The organism is Methylobacterium sp. WL116 (genome assembly GCF_008039455.1).
GTDB lineage: Bacteria > Pseudomonadota > Alphaproteobacteria > Rhizobiales > Beijerinckiaceae > Methylobacterium.
On record NZ_VRUV01000039.1, the window covers coordinates 1 to 18258 of the forward strand.

Consider the following 18258-nt stretch of genomic DNA (forward strand, 5'->3'; position numbering starts at 1 on the left):
CTGGCTCCTGGCGATCCAGTCGAGCTTTTCGCGCAGCCTTCAGGCCGCGACCGCGACGGCGGCGGCGACCAGCATCAGCCGCAGCGGCCCGCGGCTTGCGGGCTGGACGGCGAGCGTGGCGCCTACGGACATGCGACGAGGATCCGGTTCGCGAACTGCACCCCGTAGCCGGAAGCGGCCGTCAGCGCCTCGAAGAACGCCTCGCTCATCCCGGGGGCGCCGGCCTCCGCCGTCTTGGGCTCGGGGGTCTTCGGCCGCGTCACCGTCGCCGCGCAGCCGCTCGGTGCGCCGACGAGCGTCGCTGCATCCGGCGCCTCGGACAGGCCGAAGGACACGAAGTAGGTCGGGTCGTAGACCTCGAGCGCGAGCACGCCGCGCCCCTGCGCGGGCGGCGTCTTCAGCGGCAGGCGGAAGCTCAGGGTGAGGGTGTCGCCCTCCATCGCCATCCGCGGCTCGACCGGGTCGGCGAAGGCCTGCTCCTTGCCGCCGACCTTCAGCTTGGTGAAGTAGCCGAACTCGGCGAGACTCCCGGTGTTCTCGGCGGCGAGGGTCTGAAGCTCGTCCGGCGTCAGCTTGCCGTCCTTGTTCGCGTCGAGCCCCTGGGTGACGAAGGCCGTGTAGGCGGCGTCGAAGGTCCAGACGTGGCGTACCGCGACCACCTTGCCGCCCGCGTACCCAATCTCGGCCTTCGCGGTCACCCAGACGTGCGGGTGGGCCGCTGCGGGCGCGACGGCGGAGGCCAGCCATGCGGCGGCCAGTGCGGGACGAAGGATCGCGGCTGTCGGCTTCATGCGTTTGGGACGCTCGCGGCGCTGTGGTGAAGGATCCGTTAAGCGCGGGCCACCTTGTCCGCAGGCGCTGGGGCGAAAGCGAGGCGGAGCGCGACGCGGCCGATGCGCGGAGCGGTCGAGCGGGTGGCCCGAGGCATCGTCGTCATGGCCATGGCGGGCCGATCGTATTACCCGAGCGGACCGAAGGTCGGCCGCCGCCCCGGCAAGATCCCGCGCCGTTCGCCCGCACCGTCATCCAACCGTCATGATGGCGTCGCAGGCAGGCGCCGACCCGTCAGGCCAGAGGCTTTCCATGGACTTTCACCGCCGCTTCACTGTGCTGATGTGCGCGCCGGCCTTCGATCCGGACGACCTCGAAGGCGTCCGCGTCGCGCAGATCGTCACCGCGGTCGAGGGGCGCGGCTTCGAGGTGATCCGGGCGCGGCGCGTCGAGGACGCGGCGATCGCCGTGCAGACCGACGCGGCGATCGGCTGCATGGTGGTCGACTGGGGCAAGCGCGGCCTCGACGGCAAGGCGGCCTCGCTGATCGACATGATGCGGCGGCGCGGCCTCGAGATGCCGATCGTCATCCTCGTGCGCCGCAAGCGCCTGGAGGACATCCCGGTCGAGCTGCTCGACTTCATCGACGGCTACATCTTCCTGGCGGAGGAGACGCCAGAATTCATCGCCCGCGGCCTCGTCTCCCGCGTGACCCAGTACGCCGAGACCCTGAAGACGCCGTTCTTCGGCGCGCTCGTCGACTACGCCGAGAAGGGCAACCAGCTCTGGACCTGCCCGGGCCACAACGGCGGCATCTTCTACAACCGCTCGCCGATCGGGCGGATCTTCGTCGAGCACCTCGGCGAGGCGATCTTCCGCGACGACCTCGACAACTCGGTCCTCGACCTCGGCGACCTCCTGACCCACGAGGGGCCGGCGCTGAAGGCGCAGAAGGAGGCGGCGCAGATCTTCGGGGCGGAGAAGACCTACTTCGTCCTCAACGGCACCTCGGCCTCGAACAAGGTGGTGCTCGGGTCTCTGGTCGCGGAGGGCGACCTCGTCCTGTTCGACCGCAACAACCACAAGGCCGCCCATCACGGCGCCCTGATGCTCGCTGGCGGCATCCCGATCTTCCTCGAGACCGACCGCAACGCCTACGGGCTGATCGGGCCGATCTACCACGAGGCCCTGGACGAGACCGCGATCCGCGAGAAGATCCGCCGCAACCCGCTGGTCGAGGACAAGGAGGCGTGGCGCCGCGAGCGTCCGTTCCGCGTCGCGGTGATCGAGCAGTGCACCTACGACGGCACGATCCTCGACGCGCAGGGCGTCGTCGATCGGATCGGGCACCTGTGCGATTACATCCTGTTCGACGAGGCCTGGGCCGGCTTCATGAAGTTCCACCCGCTCTTCGTCGGCCGCTTCGCCATGGGCCTGAAGGGGCTCGACGAGACCTCGCCGGGCATCATCGCCACGCAATCGACCCACAAGCAGCTCGCGAGCTTCAGCCAAGCCTCGCAGATCCACACCAAGGACGGGCACATCCGCGGCCAGACCCGGCGCGTCGAGCACCGCCGCCTCAACGAAAGCTTCCTCGTCCACGCCTCGACCTCGCCGTTCTACCCGATCTTCGCCTCGCTCGACGTCGGGGCGCAGATGATGAAGGGCCGCTCGGGCATGATCCTGTGGGACGACACGATCCGTCTCGGGATCGAGTGGCGCAAGAAGGTCCGCGCCATCCGCCGCGAGTTCGAGGAGAAGGAGGGCGATCCGAACCGGCGCTGGTTCTTCGACGCCTTCGTGCCCGACGTGACCCCCGGCCCGGACGGCGTGAACGTGCCGTGGGAGAGCCTGACGACGGACGTGCTCGCCTCGGACCCGAAGCACTGGGAGCTGCGCCCCGGCGCGCGCTGGCACGGCTTCACCCATGTCGGGCCCGAAACCTCGCCCGGCTACGCGATGACCGACCCGAACAAGCTGACGGTGCTGACGCCGGGCTTCGACCGGGCGACCGGGGAATACGCCGCCCACGGCGTTCCGGCCCCGATCGTCGCGCAGTACCTGCGCGAGAACCGCATCGTCGCCGAGAAGAACGACCTGAACTCGCTGCTCTTCCTGCTGACCCCCGGCGTCGAATCCTCGAAGGCCGGCACGCTGATCTCGGGCCTCGTCGCCTTCAAGCGCCTGCACGACGACAACGTGCTCCTGGAGGACGCGATGCCGGAGTTCGTGCGGCGGCGGCCGAACCGCTACCGCGGCGTGCGGCTTCGCGACCTCTGCGCCGACTTCCACGCCTTCCACCGCGAGCACGGCACCTCGATGCTCCAGCGCAAGCAGTTCCAGCCCGAGCACCTGCCCGAGATGGTGATGGCGCCCAAGGCTGCGGCGCAGATGCTGACCCGCAACAACGTCGATTTCGTCCCGATTGCCGAAGCCGAGGGGCGTGTGGCGACGACCTTGCTTCTGGTCTACCCGCCCGGGATCGGCACGGTGCTGCCCGGCGAGCGGATCGATGAGCGGGCCAAGCCGATGCTGGACTATTTCAAGATGTTCGAGCGCTCCGCGAACCTGTTCCCCGGCTTCGAGGCCGAGATCCAGGGCGTGTACCGTCAGGTCGAGCCGGACGGGCAGATCCGCTTCCACACCTACGTCATGCGCGAGGCGCGCTGATGGAGGACGCGGGCCCGGCGGGCGACTTCGCGATCCCAGAGCCGGCCGCGTCCTGCGCCGACATCGTCATCCGCCCGTCGTCGGACGCGGACCTCGCAGCGATGGTGGCGATCTACGAGCACCACATCCGCCGCGGCGTCGGCGACGTCGGCGACTTCGAGGAGGATCGCCTCCTCCCCGACGACCTGCGCCGCCGCCGCAAGACCATGCGCAAGAAGCGCCTGCCCCACCTCGTCGCCGACCGGAACGGTCAGGTCGCGGGCTACGCCTACGCGGTGCCGTTCCGGAAGCGGCCGGCCTACCGCTACACGCTCAAGCACTCGATCTACGTGCATCCCGAGCACCTGCATGCCGGGATCGGCCGACGCCTGCTGCCGGCGCTGATCGAGGCCTGCGCCGCGGGCGGCTACCGTCAGATGATCGGCTACATCGATTCCGAGAACGCGGCTTCGCTGCGCCTGCACGAGGCCTGCGGCTTCGTCCGCGTCGGCCACCTGCCCGCGGTCGGCTACAAGTACGGCCGCTGGAGCGACAGCGTGATGGTGCAATGCGCCCTCGGCTCCGGCTCCGACGACCAGCCCTCGACGTGGCGGAAGCCGGTGGAGGCGCTGGTGGCGGGGCACGACTGGACCGGGAAGTAGCCGGGGCCCGACGCCCGCCGGTGCGCTGCGGCGAACTCCCGCCGGCGCGGCACGTTGTCGGACACCCGCGCTCGCGGCCCGGCGGACCGTCCATCGCCGTGAGCCGCGCGACCGCCTGCGACAAAGGACCCGGCATGCCCCGCTCCGACAGCCCCGTGCTGCAGCCCTACACCCTCGGCGACCTCACCCTCAGCAACCGCATCGTGATGGCGCCGCTGACCCGGAGCCGTTCCTCGACCGACGGCGTGCCGCCGGATTTCGCCGCCGATTATTACGGCCAGCGCGCCACCGCGGGGCTGATCATCTCGGAGGCGACCAACATCTCGCCGCAGGCCGTCGGCTACGCCTACACGCCGGGGATCTGGTCGGAGGCGCAGGTCGAGGCCTGGCGCCGGATCGTCGGCACGGTGCACGCCAACGGCGGCCGCATCTTCCTGCAGCTCTGGCACACAGGTCGGATCTCGCATCCCGACCTGCAACCGGAACATCGGCCGCCGGTCTCGGCCTCGGCGATCCGGCCGGAGGGCACCGCCTTCACCGAGGAGGGCATGAAGGCGCACGTGACGCCGCGCGCCCTGGAGGCCGACGAGATCCCGGGAATCGTCGAGGATTACCGACGCGCCGCCGAGAACGCGAAGCGCGCCGGGTTCGACGGCGTCGAGATCCACTCGGCCAACAACTATCTGCTCGAGCAGTTCGTCCGCGATTCGACGAACACGCGCACCGACGCGTATGGCGGATCGATCGAGAACCGGCTGCGGTTTCCGCTCGCGGTGGTGAAGGCGGTCACGGACGTCTGGGGCGGCGGTCACCGCGTCGGCATCCGCCTCTCCCCGGCGACGACCGAGCCCGGCAAGACGCCCCTCGACAGCGATCCGCACGCGACCTTCGGCGCCTACGTCGATGCGCTGTCGCAGTTCGGCCTACTCTACATCCACACCATCGAGGGCGTGACCCAGCAGACCCGCGACGTGCCCGACAGCGTCGACTTTCTCGACCTGCGGAAGCGCTTTTCGGGGGCCTATGTCGGCAACAACCAGTACACGCTGGAGCTGGCCGAGAAGGAGCTCGCGGATGGGCACGCCGACCTGTTCAGCTTCGGCCGGCCCTTCATCGCCAATCCCGACCTCGTGGGACGGCTGGCGTCCGGCGCCCCTCTCGCCGAGGCGCCGAAGCCGTACTGGTACGGCGGCGGTGCCAACGGCTACTCGGATTGGCCCGGCATGAACGGGCCGGTGGCGATCAAGCGCTGACGCTCGGACCCGGCGCGCTCACGGGGCGCGCCGGGTCGCGCGCGAGGTTCAGTGCTGCAGGATCTTCGACAGGAACTGCTGCGCGCGCTCGCTGCGCGGCTGGCCGAAAAAGTCGTCCTTGCGGGCGTCCTCGACGATCTCGCCGCGATCCATGAAGATGACCCGGTCGGCGACCTTGCGGGCAAAGCCCATCTCGTGGGTCACCACCATCATGGTCATGCCCTCCTTCGCGAGCTCGACCATCACGTCGAGCACCTCGCCGACCATCTCGGGGTCGAGCGCCGAGGTCGGCTCGTCGAACAGCATCACCACCGGGTTCATCGCCAGCGCGCGGGCGATCGCCACGCGCTGCTGCTGACCGCCGGAGAGCTGGCCGGGATACTTGTTGGCGTGCGCCGACAGGCCGACGCGGGCGAGCAGGTCGAGCCCCTTCTTCTTCGCCTCCTCGGCCGGGCGCTTCAGCACCTTGCGCTGGGCGACGGTGAGATTCTCGGTGATCGAGAGGTGCGGAAACAGCTCGAAGTGCTGGAACACCATCCCCACGCGGGAGCGGAGCTTCGGCAGGTCGGTGGCCTTGTCGACGACCTTGGTGTCGTTGACCGTGATCTGGCCCTTCTGGATCGGCTCCAGAGCGTTGACGCACTTGATCAGGGTCGACTTGCCCGAGCCCGAGGGGCCGCAGACCACCACGACCTCGCCCTTGGCGACCTGCGTGGTGCAGTTCGTCAGCACCTGAAAGTCGCCGTACCACTTGCTGACGTTGTCGATGGCGATCATCGGCGCGCCGGTCGCGAGCTTCGGCGGCGGGCTCGACAGCGGGCCGGACTGCAGGCCGGCATCCGTCGGCGCGACGGAGCCGGGAGCGACGGGGGTCTTGGCGGTGGGGGCCGGCATCGGCGTCGAGGTCATAACGCGGTCCTTGTACGGCGATCAGCGGATGATGGCGACGCGGCGCTGCAGCCGGCGTACCAGGAACGAGGCCGAGAAGCACACGGCGAAGTAGACGACCGCGGCGAACAGGTACATCTCGACCAGGCGCCCGTCGCGCTGGGCCACCTTCGAGGCCGCCCCCAGGAAGTCGGTCAGCGACAGCACGTAGACCAGCGAGGTGTCCTGGAAGAGGACGATCGTCTGCGTCAGAAGCAGCGGCAGCATGTTGCGGAAGGCCTGCGGCAGCACGACGGTGATCATCGTCTGCGCGTAGGTCATGCCCAGCGCGTAGGCCGCCCCGGTCTGCCCCTTCGGGATCGACTGGATGCCAGCGCGCATGATCTCGGAGAAGTACGCCGCCTCGAACAGCGTGAAGGTGATCAGCGCGGAGGAGAAGGCGCCGACCTGGATCGGGCGCGAGGCGCCGGTGAGGTAGGCGCCGATATAGGGGACCAGAAAGTAGAACCAGAAGATCACCAGCACGAGCGGCAGGGAGCGCATCAGCTCGACATAGACCTTGGCCACGTGCTTGAGGCCGGGCACGCCCGAAAGGCGCGCCATCGCCAGCAGGGTCCCGAGGATGACGCCCATGCCGGCGGCGAGCGCGGTCAGGGTGACGGTGAAGACCATGCCCTGACCGAACAGGTAGGGCAGCGATCCGAAGACGACGCCGAAATCGAAGTTCGAGAACATCAGCGCTGCCCGGGAACCGCCACGCTGCGCTCCAGGAGGGACGCGAGCAGGATGACGACGAGGTTGATGAGGACGTACAGGATGGTCGCCGCCGTGAACGCCTCGAAAACCTGGAACGAGAATTCCTGCATCGAGCGCGCGCGGGCCGTCAGCTCGAGCAGGCCGATGGTGAGGGCGACGGAGGTGTTCTTGAGGTTGTTCAGGAACTCCGAGGTCATCGGCGGCAGGATGATCCGGTAGGCGTTCGGCAGCAGCACGTAGCGATAGGTCTGGTAGACCGTGAAGCCCATCGCCGTGCCGGCGAGGCGCTGGCCCCGGGGCAGCGATTGGATACCGGCGCGGACTTGCTCGGCGACGCGGGAGGCGGTGAAGAAACCGAGGCAGACGACGCCGGTGTAGAACGGCGCGTTCGGCAGCTGCTTCAGCGCGTTGCCCCACGCCTGCGGCAGCACCTCCGGAAGCACGAAGTACCACAGGAACATCTGCACCAGCAGCGGGATGTTGCGGAACAGCTCGACATAGGCCGTGCCGACGGCATTGGCGCCCTTGGAGGGCAGCGTCCGCATCACGCCGATCAGCGAGCCGAGAAAGAAGGCGATGATCCAGGAGCAGAGCGCGGTCGCGATCGTCCAGACCAGGCCCGAGAGCAGCATGTCGGCGTAGGTGCCGGTGCCTTCGGGCGATTGTTCGAAGAAGATGCCCCAATTCCAGTTGTAGTTCATCGCCCGCGCTTCACCGTTCTCGTTCGTTCGATCCGTGTCGCGGATCCCGGGCGGCAGTGCCGCCCGGGATCCGCCGGCTCAGGCTCAGTAGGCGGCCGGGTCGGCGCTGTCGCTCGGGCTCTTGAACTGCTTGGCCATCGCCTCGCTCATCGGAAGCTTGAGGTTGATGTTGCGCGGCGGGATCGGCTTCTCGAACCACTTGCTGTAGAGCGCCTTGCCCTCGGGGCTCTCGTACAAAGCCTTCGTCGCGGCATCCGCCACCGCCTTGAACGGCGCGTCGTCCTTGCGCAGCATGATGCCGTAGGGCTCGGGCTTCGACAGGGCTTCCGTCGAGATCTCGTAGGCGTCGGGGGTCTTGGAGCCGGCGACCAGCGAGGCGAGCAGCACGTCGTCCATCACGAAGGCGACGGCACGGCCGGTCTCGACCATCAGGAACGCCTCGGCGTGGTCCTTGGCGGGCAGGATCGTCAGGCCCATGCTCTTGGCGGTGTTGGCCTCGTTGATCTGCTTGATGTTCGTCGTGCCCGAGGTCGAGACCACGGTCTTGCCCTTGAGGTCGTCGATCGTGTGCAGCTTGGCGTCCTTCTTCGAGACGTAGCGCGTCGCCGTCAGGAAGTGGGTGTTGGTGAATGCCGCCTGCTTCTGGCGGTCGGCGTTGTTCGTCGTCGACCCGCACTCGAGATCGATCGTGCCGTTGGCGATCAGCGGGATGCGGGTCGCGGAGGTGACCGGGTTGAGCTTCACCTCCATGCCCGGGAGCTTGAGCTCCTTCTTCACCGCCTCGGCGATCTTGAGGCAGATGTCCATCGCGTAGCCGACCGGCTTCTGGTCGCCGTCGAGGTAGGAGAACGGAACCGAGGAATCACGGTAGCCGATGGTGAGGGCGTTAGTGTCCTTCACCTTCTTCAGCGTGCCGGTCAGCTCCTGGGCCTGCGCGCCGGCGGAGACCACGGCCGCGCCGAGCGCGAGGGCGGCCACGATCCCGCGACGATCGAACTTGGATTGCGTCAAAACGAAACTCCCGAAACGAGCCGCACGAACATGGCGGCGTGTGGCGGACGCGCAGAAAGCGGCCGGCGCTGGCCGTGCCTCTGCAATGATGGTGCCGGAACGGGGGCGGGCGAAGCAAGCTTGGCCGATATGGTGGGGACAACTCTCGCGAGCATCGGGACCGGGTCGTCCCGCACCGTCGCGGGACCGGGACCAATTTCGGTCTTCGTCCGTAAGCGGTCTGCCCGCATGGAGCGAGGCCGTCGCGCGTCGGCGTTCACAGGTTCCACCCGGTTGTCGATCCGAACCTCGGAGCCGGGCATTTTCGCCCATGCAGGGTGCAGTGTGCACGTTTCGTGAGCGGGCGCACCGGGAATCCGGGGTTCGGCGACGATTATGCCTGGAAAGCCGCCAATCTGTCTCGCCGCGTGGGCATGAAAGAGCCGCCCCGCGCGGTGCGGGACGGCTCGGACGCGGCGACGCGAGGACGCGCTACTTGGTCAGCTCGTTGCCGGCGTAATCGATGTTGCCGGCCGCGTTCTTCTTCCACTGGTACATCACGTAGTCGGGCTTCGTGATGTCGCCCTTCTTGTCGTAGGCGATCGGGCCGACGACGGTGTCGACCGGCTTGCCCTGGTGCAGCCAGTCCGCGAGCTTCTTGCCGTCGGTCGACCCGGTCTCGGACATGGCCTTGGCCAGCACCTGGACCGCGGCGTACGAGTAGAGGGTGTAGCCCTCCGGATCGATGCCCTTCGCCTTGAAGCCGGCGAGCGCGTCCTTGGCGTTGGGGTTCTTGCGCGCGTCCGGCGGGAACGTCGTCAGCGTGCCCTCCGCCGCCGGCCCGGCGATCGCCACCAGCTCCTTGTCGACGAGGCCGTCGCCGCCCATCAGCGGCGCCTTCAGGCCCTGGTCGCTCATCTGGCGCAGGATCAGGCCGGCTTCGGTGTAGTAGCCGCCGAAGTAGACCACGTCGATCTTGGCGGATTTCAGCTTCGACACGAGCGCCGAATAGTCCTTCTCGCCCGGGTTGATGCCCTCGTAGATCGCGTCCTTGCCGCCCTTGGCCTTCAGCGCCTTCAGGGTCTCGTCGGCGAGGCCCTTGCCGTAGGGGGTCTTGTCGTGGACGAAGGCGATCTTCTTGCCCTTGAAGTGCGTCGCGAGATACTCGCCAGCGACCGCGCCCTGCTGGTCGTCGCGACCGCAGGTGCGGAACACGTTCCAGAGGCCGCGCTCGGTGAACTTCACCGCCGTCGAGGCCGGCGTGACCTGGATGATGCCGGCGTCCTGGTAGACGTCGGAGGCCGGGATCGAGACGCCGGAATTGTAGTCGCCGACCACCACCTTCACGCCGTCGGAGGCGAACTTGTTGGCGACCGAGACGCCCTGCTTCGGATCGGACGCGTCGTCGCCGACCAGGACCGAGAACGTCGTGCCCTTCACCGCCCCGGACTTGTTCAGGTCCTCGACGGCCTGGGTGGCGCCGTTCTTGAGCTGCGTGCCGATCGCGGCGCTGTTGCCGGTGATCGGCGCGGCGATGCCGAGCTTGATTTCGGCCGCCTGGGCCGCCGCGAGCATGGCACCGAGCCCGAGGCCCGCCAGTAGTAACGCTCTCATCTCAAATCCCCTTGGTTGTGATCTGAATTCGGACCGTCGGCGCCGGGCAAGAATCGTGCGCTCGGCACGCGCGCGCGCCGAATGCCATCACGGCCCGCCGGCCGCCGGCTCGCGTGTCCGCCACGTCAGCGGCGAAGTCCGCTCGTAGAGCCAGCGATACTGGGTCGTCATCTGCCGCGTCCGCGTCCGGCGGTAGCCCGCCGCGCCGACGATCATGACGACGATGGCGTCGACCGCATAGTATTGGGCTGACAAAAGCGTGCCGCCGAATAGCGCGAAGTGGATGAATCGCACCGCCGCCGCCACCGCGAGGAGCGCCGGCACGATCTGCCAGAACGGGCGCCATGCCTTGGCCAGGCCGCGGGCGGCCATCCACCCGGCCCAGCCGCCCATCGCGACGGTGACGAGGAGGAAGAGGCCGATCGACTCCTCTTCGTAGATCAGGCCCTGCATCGCGTCAGACCTCCACCGGGGCGCCGTGGCCGCCCTCGAGATAGGCGGCCTTGATCGCGGGGTCGGCGAGCAGCGCCCGGCCGGTGCCGCTCATGGTGATGCGCCCGTTGACCAGCACGTAGCCGCGATGCGCCAGCTTCAGCGCGTGGTAGGCGTTCTGCTCCACGAGGAAGATCGTCATGCCGTCGCGCCGGTTCAGGTCGCGCACCGCGTCGAAGATGCCCTTCACCACCAGCGGCGCAAGCCCGAGCGAGGGCTCGTCGAGCAGCAGGAGGCGCGGCCGGCTCATCAGCGCGCGGGCGATGGCCAGCATCTGCTGCTCGCCGCCGGACATGGTGCCGGCGCGCTGGGTCAGGCGCTCCTTCAGGCGGGGGAACAGGGCGCAGACGCGCTCCAGGTCCTGGGCGAAGTACCGCCCGTCGTGGAGCGCGGCGCCCATCTGCAGGTTCTCGTGCACGCTCATGCGCGGGAAGACCCGGCGGCCCTCCGGCGACTGCGCAATCGCGAGCCGCGCGATCTCGTGGGTCGGCAGGCGGGTGATGTCGCGCCCGTCGTAGGTGATGGTGCCTTCGCGCGCCTGCGGCGCCCCGAAGATCGTCATCATCAGGGTCGACTTGCCGGCGCCGTTGGCGCCGATCAGCGTAACGATCTCGCCCTCGGTGACGTCGAGATCGACGCCGCGCAAAGCCGCGACGCTGCCGTAGTAGGTCGAGACGCCGCGCACCGCGAGCAGGGTCTTGGCCGGAGCCTTCCCGGCCGCGAGCGCCCTGGTCTCCTCCACGAGCACGTTGATCCCGGCGACGCTCAAGCCTCGACCTCCAGATGGGTGACGGTGAGGCCGACCTCCGCCTCGACGGCCTCGACCTCCTCGTCCTCGACGCCGAGATAGGCGGCGATGACGCGCGGGTCGGCCCGGACCTCGCCGGGGGTGCCGTCGGCGATCTTCACGCCGTAATCGAGCACGACGACGTGGTCGGAGATCTCCATCACCACGGACATGTCGTGCTCGATCAGCAGCACGGAGGTGTCGTGCGCGTCGCGGATGTGGCGCAGCAGCGCGTTGAGCTCGCCCGATTCGCGCGGGTTGAGGCCGGCGGCCGGCTCGTCGAGGCAGAGCAGCACCGGCTCGGTGCACATCGCGCGGGCGATCTCGAGCCGGCGCTGGGCGCCGTAGGGCAGATCGCCGGCGGGGTCATCGGCCCGCTCGATCAGGCCGATGCGGACGAGCCACTCCTTCGCCCGCTCGATCGCCGCGGCCTCGGCCCGGCGGTAGACCGGCAGGCCGAGCAGCCCGAGCACGGTCATGCCCGACGCCCGCATCAGCGGCGCGTGCTGGGCGACGAGAAGGTTCTCCAGCACCGTCATCCCCTGGAACAGGCGGATGTTCTGGAAGGTGCGCGCGACCCGGCCGATCCGGTTCACGGCATGGTTCGGCAGGCGCTCCAGCAGATGCTTCGAGCCGTCGGCATGGGCGAGCGTCAGCATCCCCTCGGTCGGCTTGTAGAAGCCGGTGATGCAGTTGAAGACGGTGGTCTTGCCGGCGCCGTTCGGCCCGATCAGCGCGGTGATGTCGCCGCGATGGGCCTGGAACGACAGGTCGCCGACGGCCGTCAGCCCGCCGAAGCGCATGGTCAGGTGGTCGACGGTCAGCACGGCGTCGGCGCGGGTGGTCGGCTCGGTCATCAGCCGTGGCCCTCGCTGACATGCGCGCCCGAGATCGCGCGGCGCTCGCCCAGCGCCACCGAGGGCGTTCGCTCCGAGATCAGCCCGCGCGGACGCCAGACCATCATCGCCACCATGGCGAGGCCGAACAGCAGCAGGCGGTACTCGTTCGGGTCGAAGCCCTGGCCGAAGATGGACTTCAGGAAGCCGAGGTTTCGCAGCATCTCGGGGCCGCCGACCATCGCCACCGCGGCGATGGCGACGCCGACCTGGCTGCCCATGCCGCCGAGCACCACGATCGCCAGGATGATCGCGCTCTCCAGGAAGTTGAAGCTCTCCGGGGAGATGAACCCCTGGCGCACGGCGAAGAACGAGCCGGCGAAACCGCCGAAGGCGGCGCCGAGGGCGAAGGCCGTCAGCTTCGTCGTGGTGGTGTTGATGCCGAGCGAGCGGCAGGCGATCTCGTCCTCGCGCAGGGCCTCCCAGGCGCGGCCGATCGGCAGCCGTCGCAGCCGCAGCGTCACGACGTTGGTGATCAGGGCGAGCGCGAGGATGAGGTAGTACAGGAACACGACCCGGTGCATCGAGTCGAAGGTCAGCCCGAAGCGGGCGGCGAACCCGTCCTCGCCCGCGGTGAAGGGGATGCCGAAGAAGGTCGCGCGCGGGATCGACGAGATGCCGGCGCCGCCACCGGTGACGTCGACCCAGTTGATCAGGACGAGGCGGATGATCTCGCCGAAGGCCAGCGTCACGATGGCGAGGTAGTCGCCGCGCAGGCGCAGCACGGGGAAGCCGAGCAGCATGCCCCACAGGGCGGCGAACAGGCCCGCGAGCGGCAGGCAGATCCAGAACGACAGGCCGAAGGTGGTGGAGAGCAGCGCGTAGGAGTAGGCGCCGACCGCGTAGAAGGCGACGTAGCCGAGATCGAGCAGGCCGGCGAGGCCGACGACGATGTTGAGGCCCCAGCCGAGCATCACATAGGTGAGGATCAGGATGCCGAGGTCGATCCAGTAGCGTCCCTCCCCGAGGCTGCCGCTCGCGAGCGCGGCGACGACGGGCAGCGTCAGCGCCACGCCGATGAACAGCCACAGGGCCAGCATCGAGACCCGCTGCCCGGCATTCGGCATGCCGGCGACGGCTTCCGTCGCCTGGGACCGCGACGGCCTGAGCGCGCGGCGGGCGTCGCGGCGCATCAGGACCAATCGCTGCGCGAGGCGGGCCAGGAAGATCGCGGCGCAGAGCGCGGCGACGAGAACCCAGCGCGGCGTCAGCTCGAGCCCGCCGGTGGGGCCGGCATCGGTCCGGAAGCTGACCACGGGCACGCAGAGCGCGAAGGCTCCGAGCGCGTAGATGGCGGCATCCTTCAGGATGCCGGTGAGGCCGTCGGCCCCGCGGGTGGCAGCGGCCATCAGACCTTCTCGACCTCGGCGCGGCCGAGAATCCCCGACGGCATGAAGATGAGCACCACCGCGAGAATCGAGAACGCGGCCACGTCCTTGTACTCGATCGAGAAATAGGCCGACCAGAACGTCTCGATCAACCCGATGATCAGGCCGCCCAGCACAGCGCCCGGCAGCGAGCCGATGCCGCCCAGCACCGCGGCAGTGAAGGCCTTCACGCCGGGCACGAAGCCGTCGGAGAAGGAGACCACGCCGTAATACATCAGGTAGAGCACGCCCGCGACGGCCGCGAGCGCGGCGCCGAGCACGAAGGTCAGCGAGATCGTGCGGTCGACGTCGATGCCCAGCAGCGCCGCCATCTTGCGGTCCTGCTCGCAGGCGCGCTGCGCCCGGCCGAAGGGCGTGCGCTGGACGAGGTACCAGAAGCCGGTGAGCAGCACCGCGGTCACCGCCATGATCAGGCACTGCTTGTAGGACAGGAACACCTGGAACCCGTCGGTCTCGAACAGGGTGATCCCGCCCGAGAGCATCGGCGGCAGCGGCTTGTTGCGCGCGCCCTGCGTCACCTGGACGAAGTTCGAGAGGAAGATCGAGACCCCGATCGCCGAGATCAGCGGCGCCAGCCGGAACGACCCGCGCAACGGCCGGTAGGCGACCCGCTCGATCGCCCAGCCCCAGAGCGCGGTCAGCACCATCGAGACGACGAGCACGATCAGGAAGGCCAGGGCGATCGAGGCGACGCCGAGCCAGGCGGTGAGGATCAGGAAGCCGATCAGCGCGATGAAGCTCGACACCATGAAGACGTCGCCGTGCGCGAAGTTGACCATGCCGATGATGCCGAACACCATCGTGTAGCCGATCGCGATCAGGCCGTAGATCGACCCGAGCGTCAGCCCGTTGATCAACTGCTGTACGAAGACATCCATCGCGTGTCCGTCTCTCTCGCCCGCGGCCGGCGGCGCATGGCGTATGGGGCAAGGCCGGGCAGGGCAAGTCCCGAACCGGCAGATCCCGGACGCGCAAGTCCCGTACCGCACGAGCGGCGCCGCCGCCACACCGTGCGACGCCCCTCAACCGCAACCGGCCGCGCCCGTGCCGGAGCATAGCCCTCGGCGCGACGAAAACGCCACGCCGGAAAATCCAATCCCCGCGAAAAACAAAAGTCGCGGACCCACGGATTAAACCGTCCTGGCCGCTTGCGCATGGCGCGCTTCCTGCTTCACATTCGTTAACGCGAAGTCTCGTGCTGGCTCGCTTTCGCCCAGGAGTTCCCGATGACAGGTTCGCGGCTGACCACCTTGATCTTCGTCGGGATGCTGCTCGGCATCGTCGTCGGATACCTGTGCAGCATCACTTGGCCGGACCCGCAGACCTCCAAGGAGATCGCCGGCTACATCGCGCTGATCAGCGACATCTTCCTGCGGCTGATCAAGATGATCATCGCCCCGCTCGTGTTCTCGACCCTCGTCGTCGGCATCGCCCATCTCGGCGACACCGCCAGCGTCGGCCGCGTCGGCGGCAAGGCGCTGCTGTGGTTCGTCGGCGCCTCGTTCTGCTCGCTGATGCTCGGCCTCGTGCTCGTCAACATCATGCAGCCCGGCCACAACCTGAACCTGCCGCTGCCCGACGTCGGCGCCGGCACCGGCCTCAAGGCGGCCTCGCTGTCGCTGAAGGAGTTCGTCACCCACCTCGTGCCCAAGAGCGCGGTCGAGGCGATGGCCAACAACGAGATCCTGCAGATCGTCGTGTTCTCGATCTTCTTCGGCGTGGCGCTCGCCGCGCTCGGCGAGAAGGGCGCGTTCCTGGCCAAGGGTATCGAGGGCCTCGCCGACGTGATGCTCAAGGTCACCGGCTACGTGATGCTGTTCGCCCCCGTGGCGGTGTTCGCGGCGATCGCGGCGACGATCACCACGCAGGGCATCGGCGTGCTGGTGACCTACGGCAAGTTCCTGGTCGAGTTCTACATCGGGCTGGGCGTGCTCTGGGGCGCGCTCATGGGCGTCGGCTTCCTGCTGCTCGGCGGAGCCGGGATCAAGCGGCTGTTCAACCTGATCAAGGAGCCGTTCGTGCTCGCCTTCTCGACCGCGTCGAGCGAGGCGGCCTACCCGAAGATGCTGACCAACCTCGAGCAGTTCGGCGTGCCCAACCGCATCACCTCGTTCGTGCTGCCGATGGGCTACTCGTTCAACCTCGACGGCTCGATGATGTACTGCACCTTCGCGGTGATGTTCATCGCACAGGCTTACAACATCCCCCTCACCTGGGGTCAGCAGCTGACGATGCTGTTCCTGCTGATGGTGACCTCGAAGGGCATGGCCGGCGTGCCGCGCGCCTCGCTCGTGGTGATCTCGGCGACGCTGACGCAGTTCAACATCCCCGAAGCCGGGCTGCTGCTGATCATCGGCATCGACCAGTTCCTCGACATGGGCCGCTCGGCCACCAACGTGCTCGGCAACAGCATCGCCACCGTGGCCGTCGCCAAGTGGGAGGGGCAGCTCTCGACGAGCGACCAGCGCCTCGACCACGTCGGCGCCGTGGCGGCGGCCGAGTAGGCGGTCGTCCGATCCGGGGCCGGCCGCCGGTCCCGATCCTTTCCCGCTGCCCGGATCAGGAGTTTCGCGATGGCGTCAGGCACGGTGACGGCGGCGTTGGCGGCGGGGCTGCTGGCGATCGCGGGGCCTGCGGGCGCGGTCGACGTTCTCACCGGCTCCCTGAAGACCATCGCCGCGAAGGGCGAGGTGGTGATCGGCTATCGCACCAGCTCGGTCCCGTTCTCCTTCGTCGAGGGCAAGCAGGCCGACGGCAGCCCGCGCCCGATCGGCTACGCGATCGACCTCTGCGGCGAGATCGTCGACGAGATCGGCCGCGAGACCGGACGGACCGACCTGAAGGTGCGCTACGAGCCGGTGACCTCCGAGACGCGGTTCGCGGCGGTGTCCGGCGGCAAGGTCGATCTCGAATGCGGCTCCACCACCGCCAACGCCGAGCGCCGCCGCACGGTCGCGTTCTCGCCGGTGACCTTCATCAGCGCGACGAAGCTCCTCGTGGCCCGGGCCTCGCCGATCGCGTCCTATCGCGACCTCGGCGGCAAGAAGGTCGTGGTCACCGCCGGCACCACCAACGAGGCCGCCGTCCGCGACATCCTCGCCAAGCTCAAGCTGCAGGCCGAGATCCTGAGCGGAAAGGACCACGCGGAATCCTACGCCATGGTCAAGGACGGCCGCGCCGACGCCTTCGCCACCGACGACATCCTGCTCTACGGCCTGATCGCCAACGATTCCGCCGACGGCGCGAAGTACACGGTGCTGCCGGACAAGCTGTCGTTCGAGCCCTACGGCATCATGTTCCGCAAGGACGACCCGGAGCTGGCGGGCGCCGTCGCCGCGACCTTCGCGCGGCTGGCTGAAAGCCGCGAGCTGCGCTGGACCTACGAGCGCTGGTTCCTCAAGCGCCTGCCGAACGGCGAGCGGCTGAACGTGCCGATGTCCAACGACCTGCACACCAGCTTCCAGCTGATCGGGCTGGAGGATTGACGCGGCTTCGATGGCGGCTGGTCGCGTCGTCATTCACCGACGCGAGCGAACGAACGAGATGCGGGCACCTTTTCCGTCCAGGCTGACGTAGCGAAGAAATGACACGTGTCTCCCCTCCCCCCCTCTGCGGGGGAGGATGGCCCGCGCAGCGGGTCGGGAGAGGGGAGCGCGCTGTCCGGATAAGGCGCTCCCCTCTCCCGACCCTCGCTGACGCGAGGCCCACCCTCCCCCGCAGAGGGGGGAGGGAAGGCGCGCTCATCAGCGACCGTTTGTGATGTGCGATTATCGTAGGCGTGGTGGGCCTGGGGCTTCTCGACGCTCGAACCGGCACGCGCGGACGCGTCAGGGCCCTCTCGAAGACCATGGCGCGTCTTCAATTATCGCGACGCGCGCGACGCAAGCTCACCCCTGCCCGGCCTCGGCCTTGCGGTACTCGCGCCCGTGCTCGCAGTAGCCCTCGACGATGCGCACCATCATCGCGCGCTTGTCGGCATCGAGCGGGCCGAGGATGCGGGCTGGGCGGCCGCCCCAGAGATAGCCGCCCTCGAGCAGCTGGCCGGGATCGGTGGTGGCCCCTGCGGCGAGCATGACGTCGTCGGCGATCACCGTGCCGGGCGCGACCGTCGCGCCGATGCCGATCAGCGAGCGGGCGCCGATGCGGCTGTCGCCAATGCGGACGTTGTGGCCGATCGTGGTGTCGCGGCCGATGACGACGCCCTCCCCTCGGGTGCGGATCACCGTGTTGTCCTGGATGTTGGTGTCGGCGCCGACCACGATCGGCCCGACCTCGGCATGGAGGTCGCACGAGAACAGCACGCTCGATCCGGCGCCGAGCCCGACGCGGCCGCGGATGCGGGCCGTGCTGGCGACGTAGACCGTCTCGTCGACCTCGGGCGGGTCGCCGGCGGCGACCGCGGCCGGATCGC

At 68.7% G+C, this 18258-nt stretch carries 17 protein-coding genes; 5 read left to right on the forward strand and 12 right to left on the reverse strand.

Translation table 11 applies throughout. The annotated features are described in order from the left end of the window. Positions 1 to 122 precede the first annotated feature (122 nt). On the reverse strand, positions 123 to 791 hold the full coding sequence (locus tag FV223_RS05770; RefSeq protein ID WP_147725904.1) for a DUF1007 family protein: 669 nt from the start codon (positions 789 to 791) through the stop codon (positions 123 to 125). A gap of 292 nt (positions 792 to 1083) precedes the next feature. Between FV223_RS05770 and FV223_RS05775 the strand changes: the two genes are divergently transcribed. From FV223_RS05775 to FV223_RS05785, 3 genes are all read left to right on the forward strand, one after another. Then, positions 1084 to 3441, forward strand: coding sequence for an Orn/Lys/Arg decarboxylase N-terminal domain-containing protein (locus tag FV223_RS05775; RefSeq protein ID WP_147725905.1), 2358 nt, complete (start codon positions 1084 to 1086; stop codon positions 3439 to 3441). After that, positions 3441 to 4082: a GNAT family N-acetyltransferase gene (locus tag FV223_RS05780; RefSeq protein WP_147725906.1), complete on the forward strand. Its 642-nt coding sequence runs from the start codon at positions 3441 to 3443 to the stop codon at positions 4080 to 4082. The genes FV223_RS05775 and FV223_RS05780 overlap by 1 nt, the downstream gene beginning before the upstream one ends. 134 nt (positions 4083 to 4216) lie before the next feature. After that, positions 4217 to 5335 carry an alkene reductase gene (locus FV223_RS05785; protein WP_147725907.1) on the forward strand — a complete coding sequence of 373 codons (1119 nt, stop codon included), beginning with the start codon at positions 4217 to 4219 and terminating at the stop codon, positions 5333 to 5335. A 48-nt stretch (positions 5336 to 5383) separates the two neighbouring features. On the opposite strand, the gene FV223_RS05790 is transcribed toward FV223_RS05785, so the two are convergent. From FV223_RS05790 to FV223_RS05835, 10 genes are all read right to left on the reverse strand, one after another. After that, positions 5384 to 6112 (reverse strand): amino acid ABC transporter ATP-binding protein, encoded by a 729-nt coding sequence (locus FV223_RS05790; protein ID WP_147725919.1) that lies wholly within the window; start codon positions 6110 to 6112, stop codon positions 5384 to 5386. 153 nt (positions 6113 to 6265) lie between these two features. Then, on the reverse strand, positions 6266 to 6958 hold the full coding sequence (locus tag FV223_RS05795; RefSeq protein ID WP_147725908.1) for an ABC transporter permease subunit: 693 nt from the start codon (positions 6956 to 6958) through the stop codon (positions 6266 to 6268). Then, on the reverse strand, positions 6958 to 7680 hold the full coding sequence (locus tag FV223_RS05800) for an amino acid ABC transporter permease (protein WP_147725909.1): 723 nt from the start codon (positions 7678 to 7680) through the stop codon (positions 6958 to 6960). The genes FV223_RS05795 and FV223_RS05800 overlap by 1 nt, the downstream gene beginning before the upstream one ends. 84 nt (positions 7681 to 7764) lie before the next feature. Beyond that, positions 7765 to 8691 (reverse strand): amino acid ABC transporter substrate-binding protein, encoded by a 927-nt coding sequence (locus FV223_RS05805; protein WP_187274777.1) that lies wholly within the window; start codon positions 8689 to 8691, stop codon positions 7765 to 7767. A gap of 471 nt (positions 8692 to 9162) precedes the next feature. Next, positions 9163 to 10284 (reverse strand): branched-chain amino acid ABC transporter substrate-binding protein, encoded by a 1122-nt coding sequence (locus FV223_RS05810; RefSeq protein WP_147725910.1) that lies wholly within the window; start codon positions 10282 to 10284, stop codon positions 9163 to 9165. Between the two features lie 87 nt (positions 10285 to 10371). Beyond that, positions 10372 to 10737 carry a DUF6867 family protein gene (locus tag FV223_RS05815; protein ID WP_147725911.1) on the reverse strand — a complete coding sequence of 122 codons (366 nt, stop codon included), beginning with the start codon at positions 10735 to 10737 and terminating at the stop codon, positions 10372 to 10374. Between the two features lie 4 nt (positions 10738 to 10741). Then, the gene (locus FV223_RS05820; RefSeq protein WP_147725912.1) at positions 10742 to 11545 is read right to left on the reverse strand and encodes an ABC transporter ATP-binding protein; all 804 of its coding nucleotides are present in this window, start codon (positions 11543 to 11545) and stop codon (positions 10742 to 10744) included. Further along, a complete protein-coding gene (locus tag FV223_RS05825) occupies positions 11542 to 12420 on the reverse strand; it encodes an ABC transporter ATP-binding protein (protein ID WP_147725913.1) in 879 nt (292 codons plus the stop codon). The genes FV223_RS05820 and FV223_RS05825 overlap by 4 nt, the downstream gene beginning before the upstream one ends. Continuing rightward, on the reverse strand, positions 12420 to 13808 hold the full coding sequence (livM, locus tag FV223_RS05830; protein WP_147725914.1) for a high-affinity branched-chain amino acid ABC transporter permease LivM: 1389 nt from the start codon (positions 13806 to 13808) through the stop codon (positions 12420 to 12422). The genes FV223_RS05825 and livM overlap by 1 nt, the downstream gene beginning before the upstream one ends. Further along, complete coding sequence (locus FV223_RS05835) at positions 13808 to 14725, reverse strand: branched-chain amino acid ABC transporter permease LivH (RefSeq protein WP_147725915.1); 918 nt, start codon at positions 14723 to 14725, stop codon at positions 13808 to 13810. Before FV223_RS05835 ends, livM begins: the two co-directional genes overlap by 1 nt. A 348-nt stretch (positions 14726 to 15073) precedes the next feature. On the opposite strand from FV223_RS05835, the gene FV223_RS05840 reads away from it, so the two are divergent. Both FV223_RS05840 and FV223_RS05845 read left to right on the forward strand, forming a co-directional pair. Beyond that, a complete protein-coding gene (locus FV223_RS05840) occupies positions 15074 to 16351 on the forward strand; it encodes a dicarboxylate/amino acid:cation symporter (protein ID WP_147725916.1) in 1278 nt (425 codons plus the stop codon). 69 nt (positions 16352 to 16420) lie between these two features. Beyond that, on the forward strand, positions 16421 to 17332 hold the full coding sequence (locus tag FV223_RS05845) for an amino acid ABC transporter substrate-binding protein (RefSeq protein ID WP_147725917.1): 912 nt from the start codon (positions 16421 to 16423) through the stop codon (positions 17330 to 17332). 402 nt (positions 17333 to 17734) lie between these two features. On the opposite strand, the gene FV223_RS05850 is transcribed toward FV223_RS05845, so the two are convergent. Next, on the reverse strand, positions 17735 to 18258 hold a 524-nt coding region (locus FV223_RS05850), incomplete at its 5' end, for a gamma carbonic anhydrase family protein (RefSeq protein ID WP_147725918.1).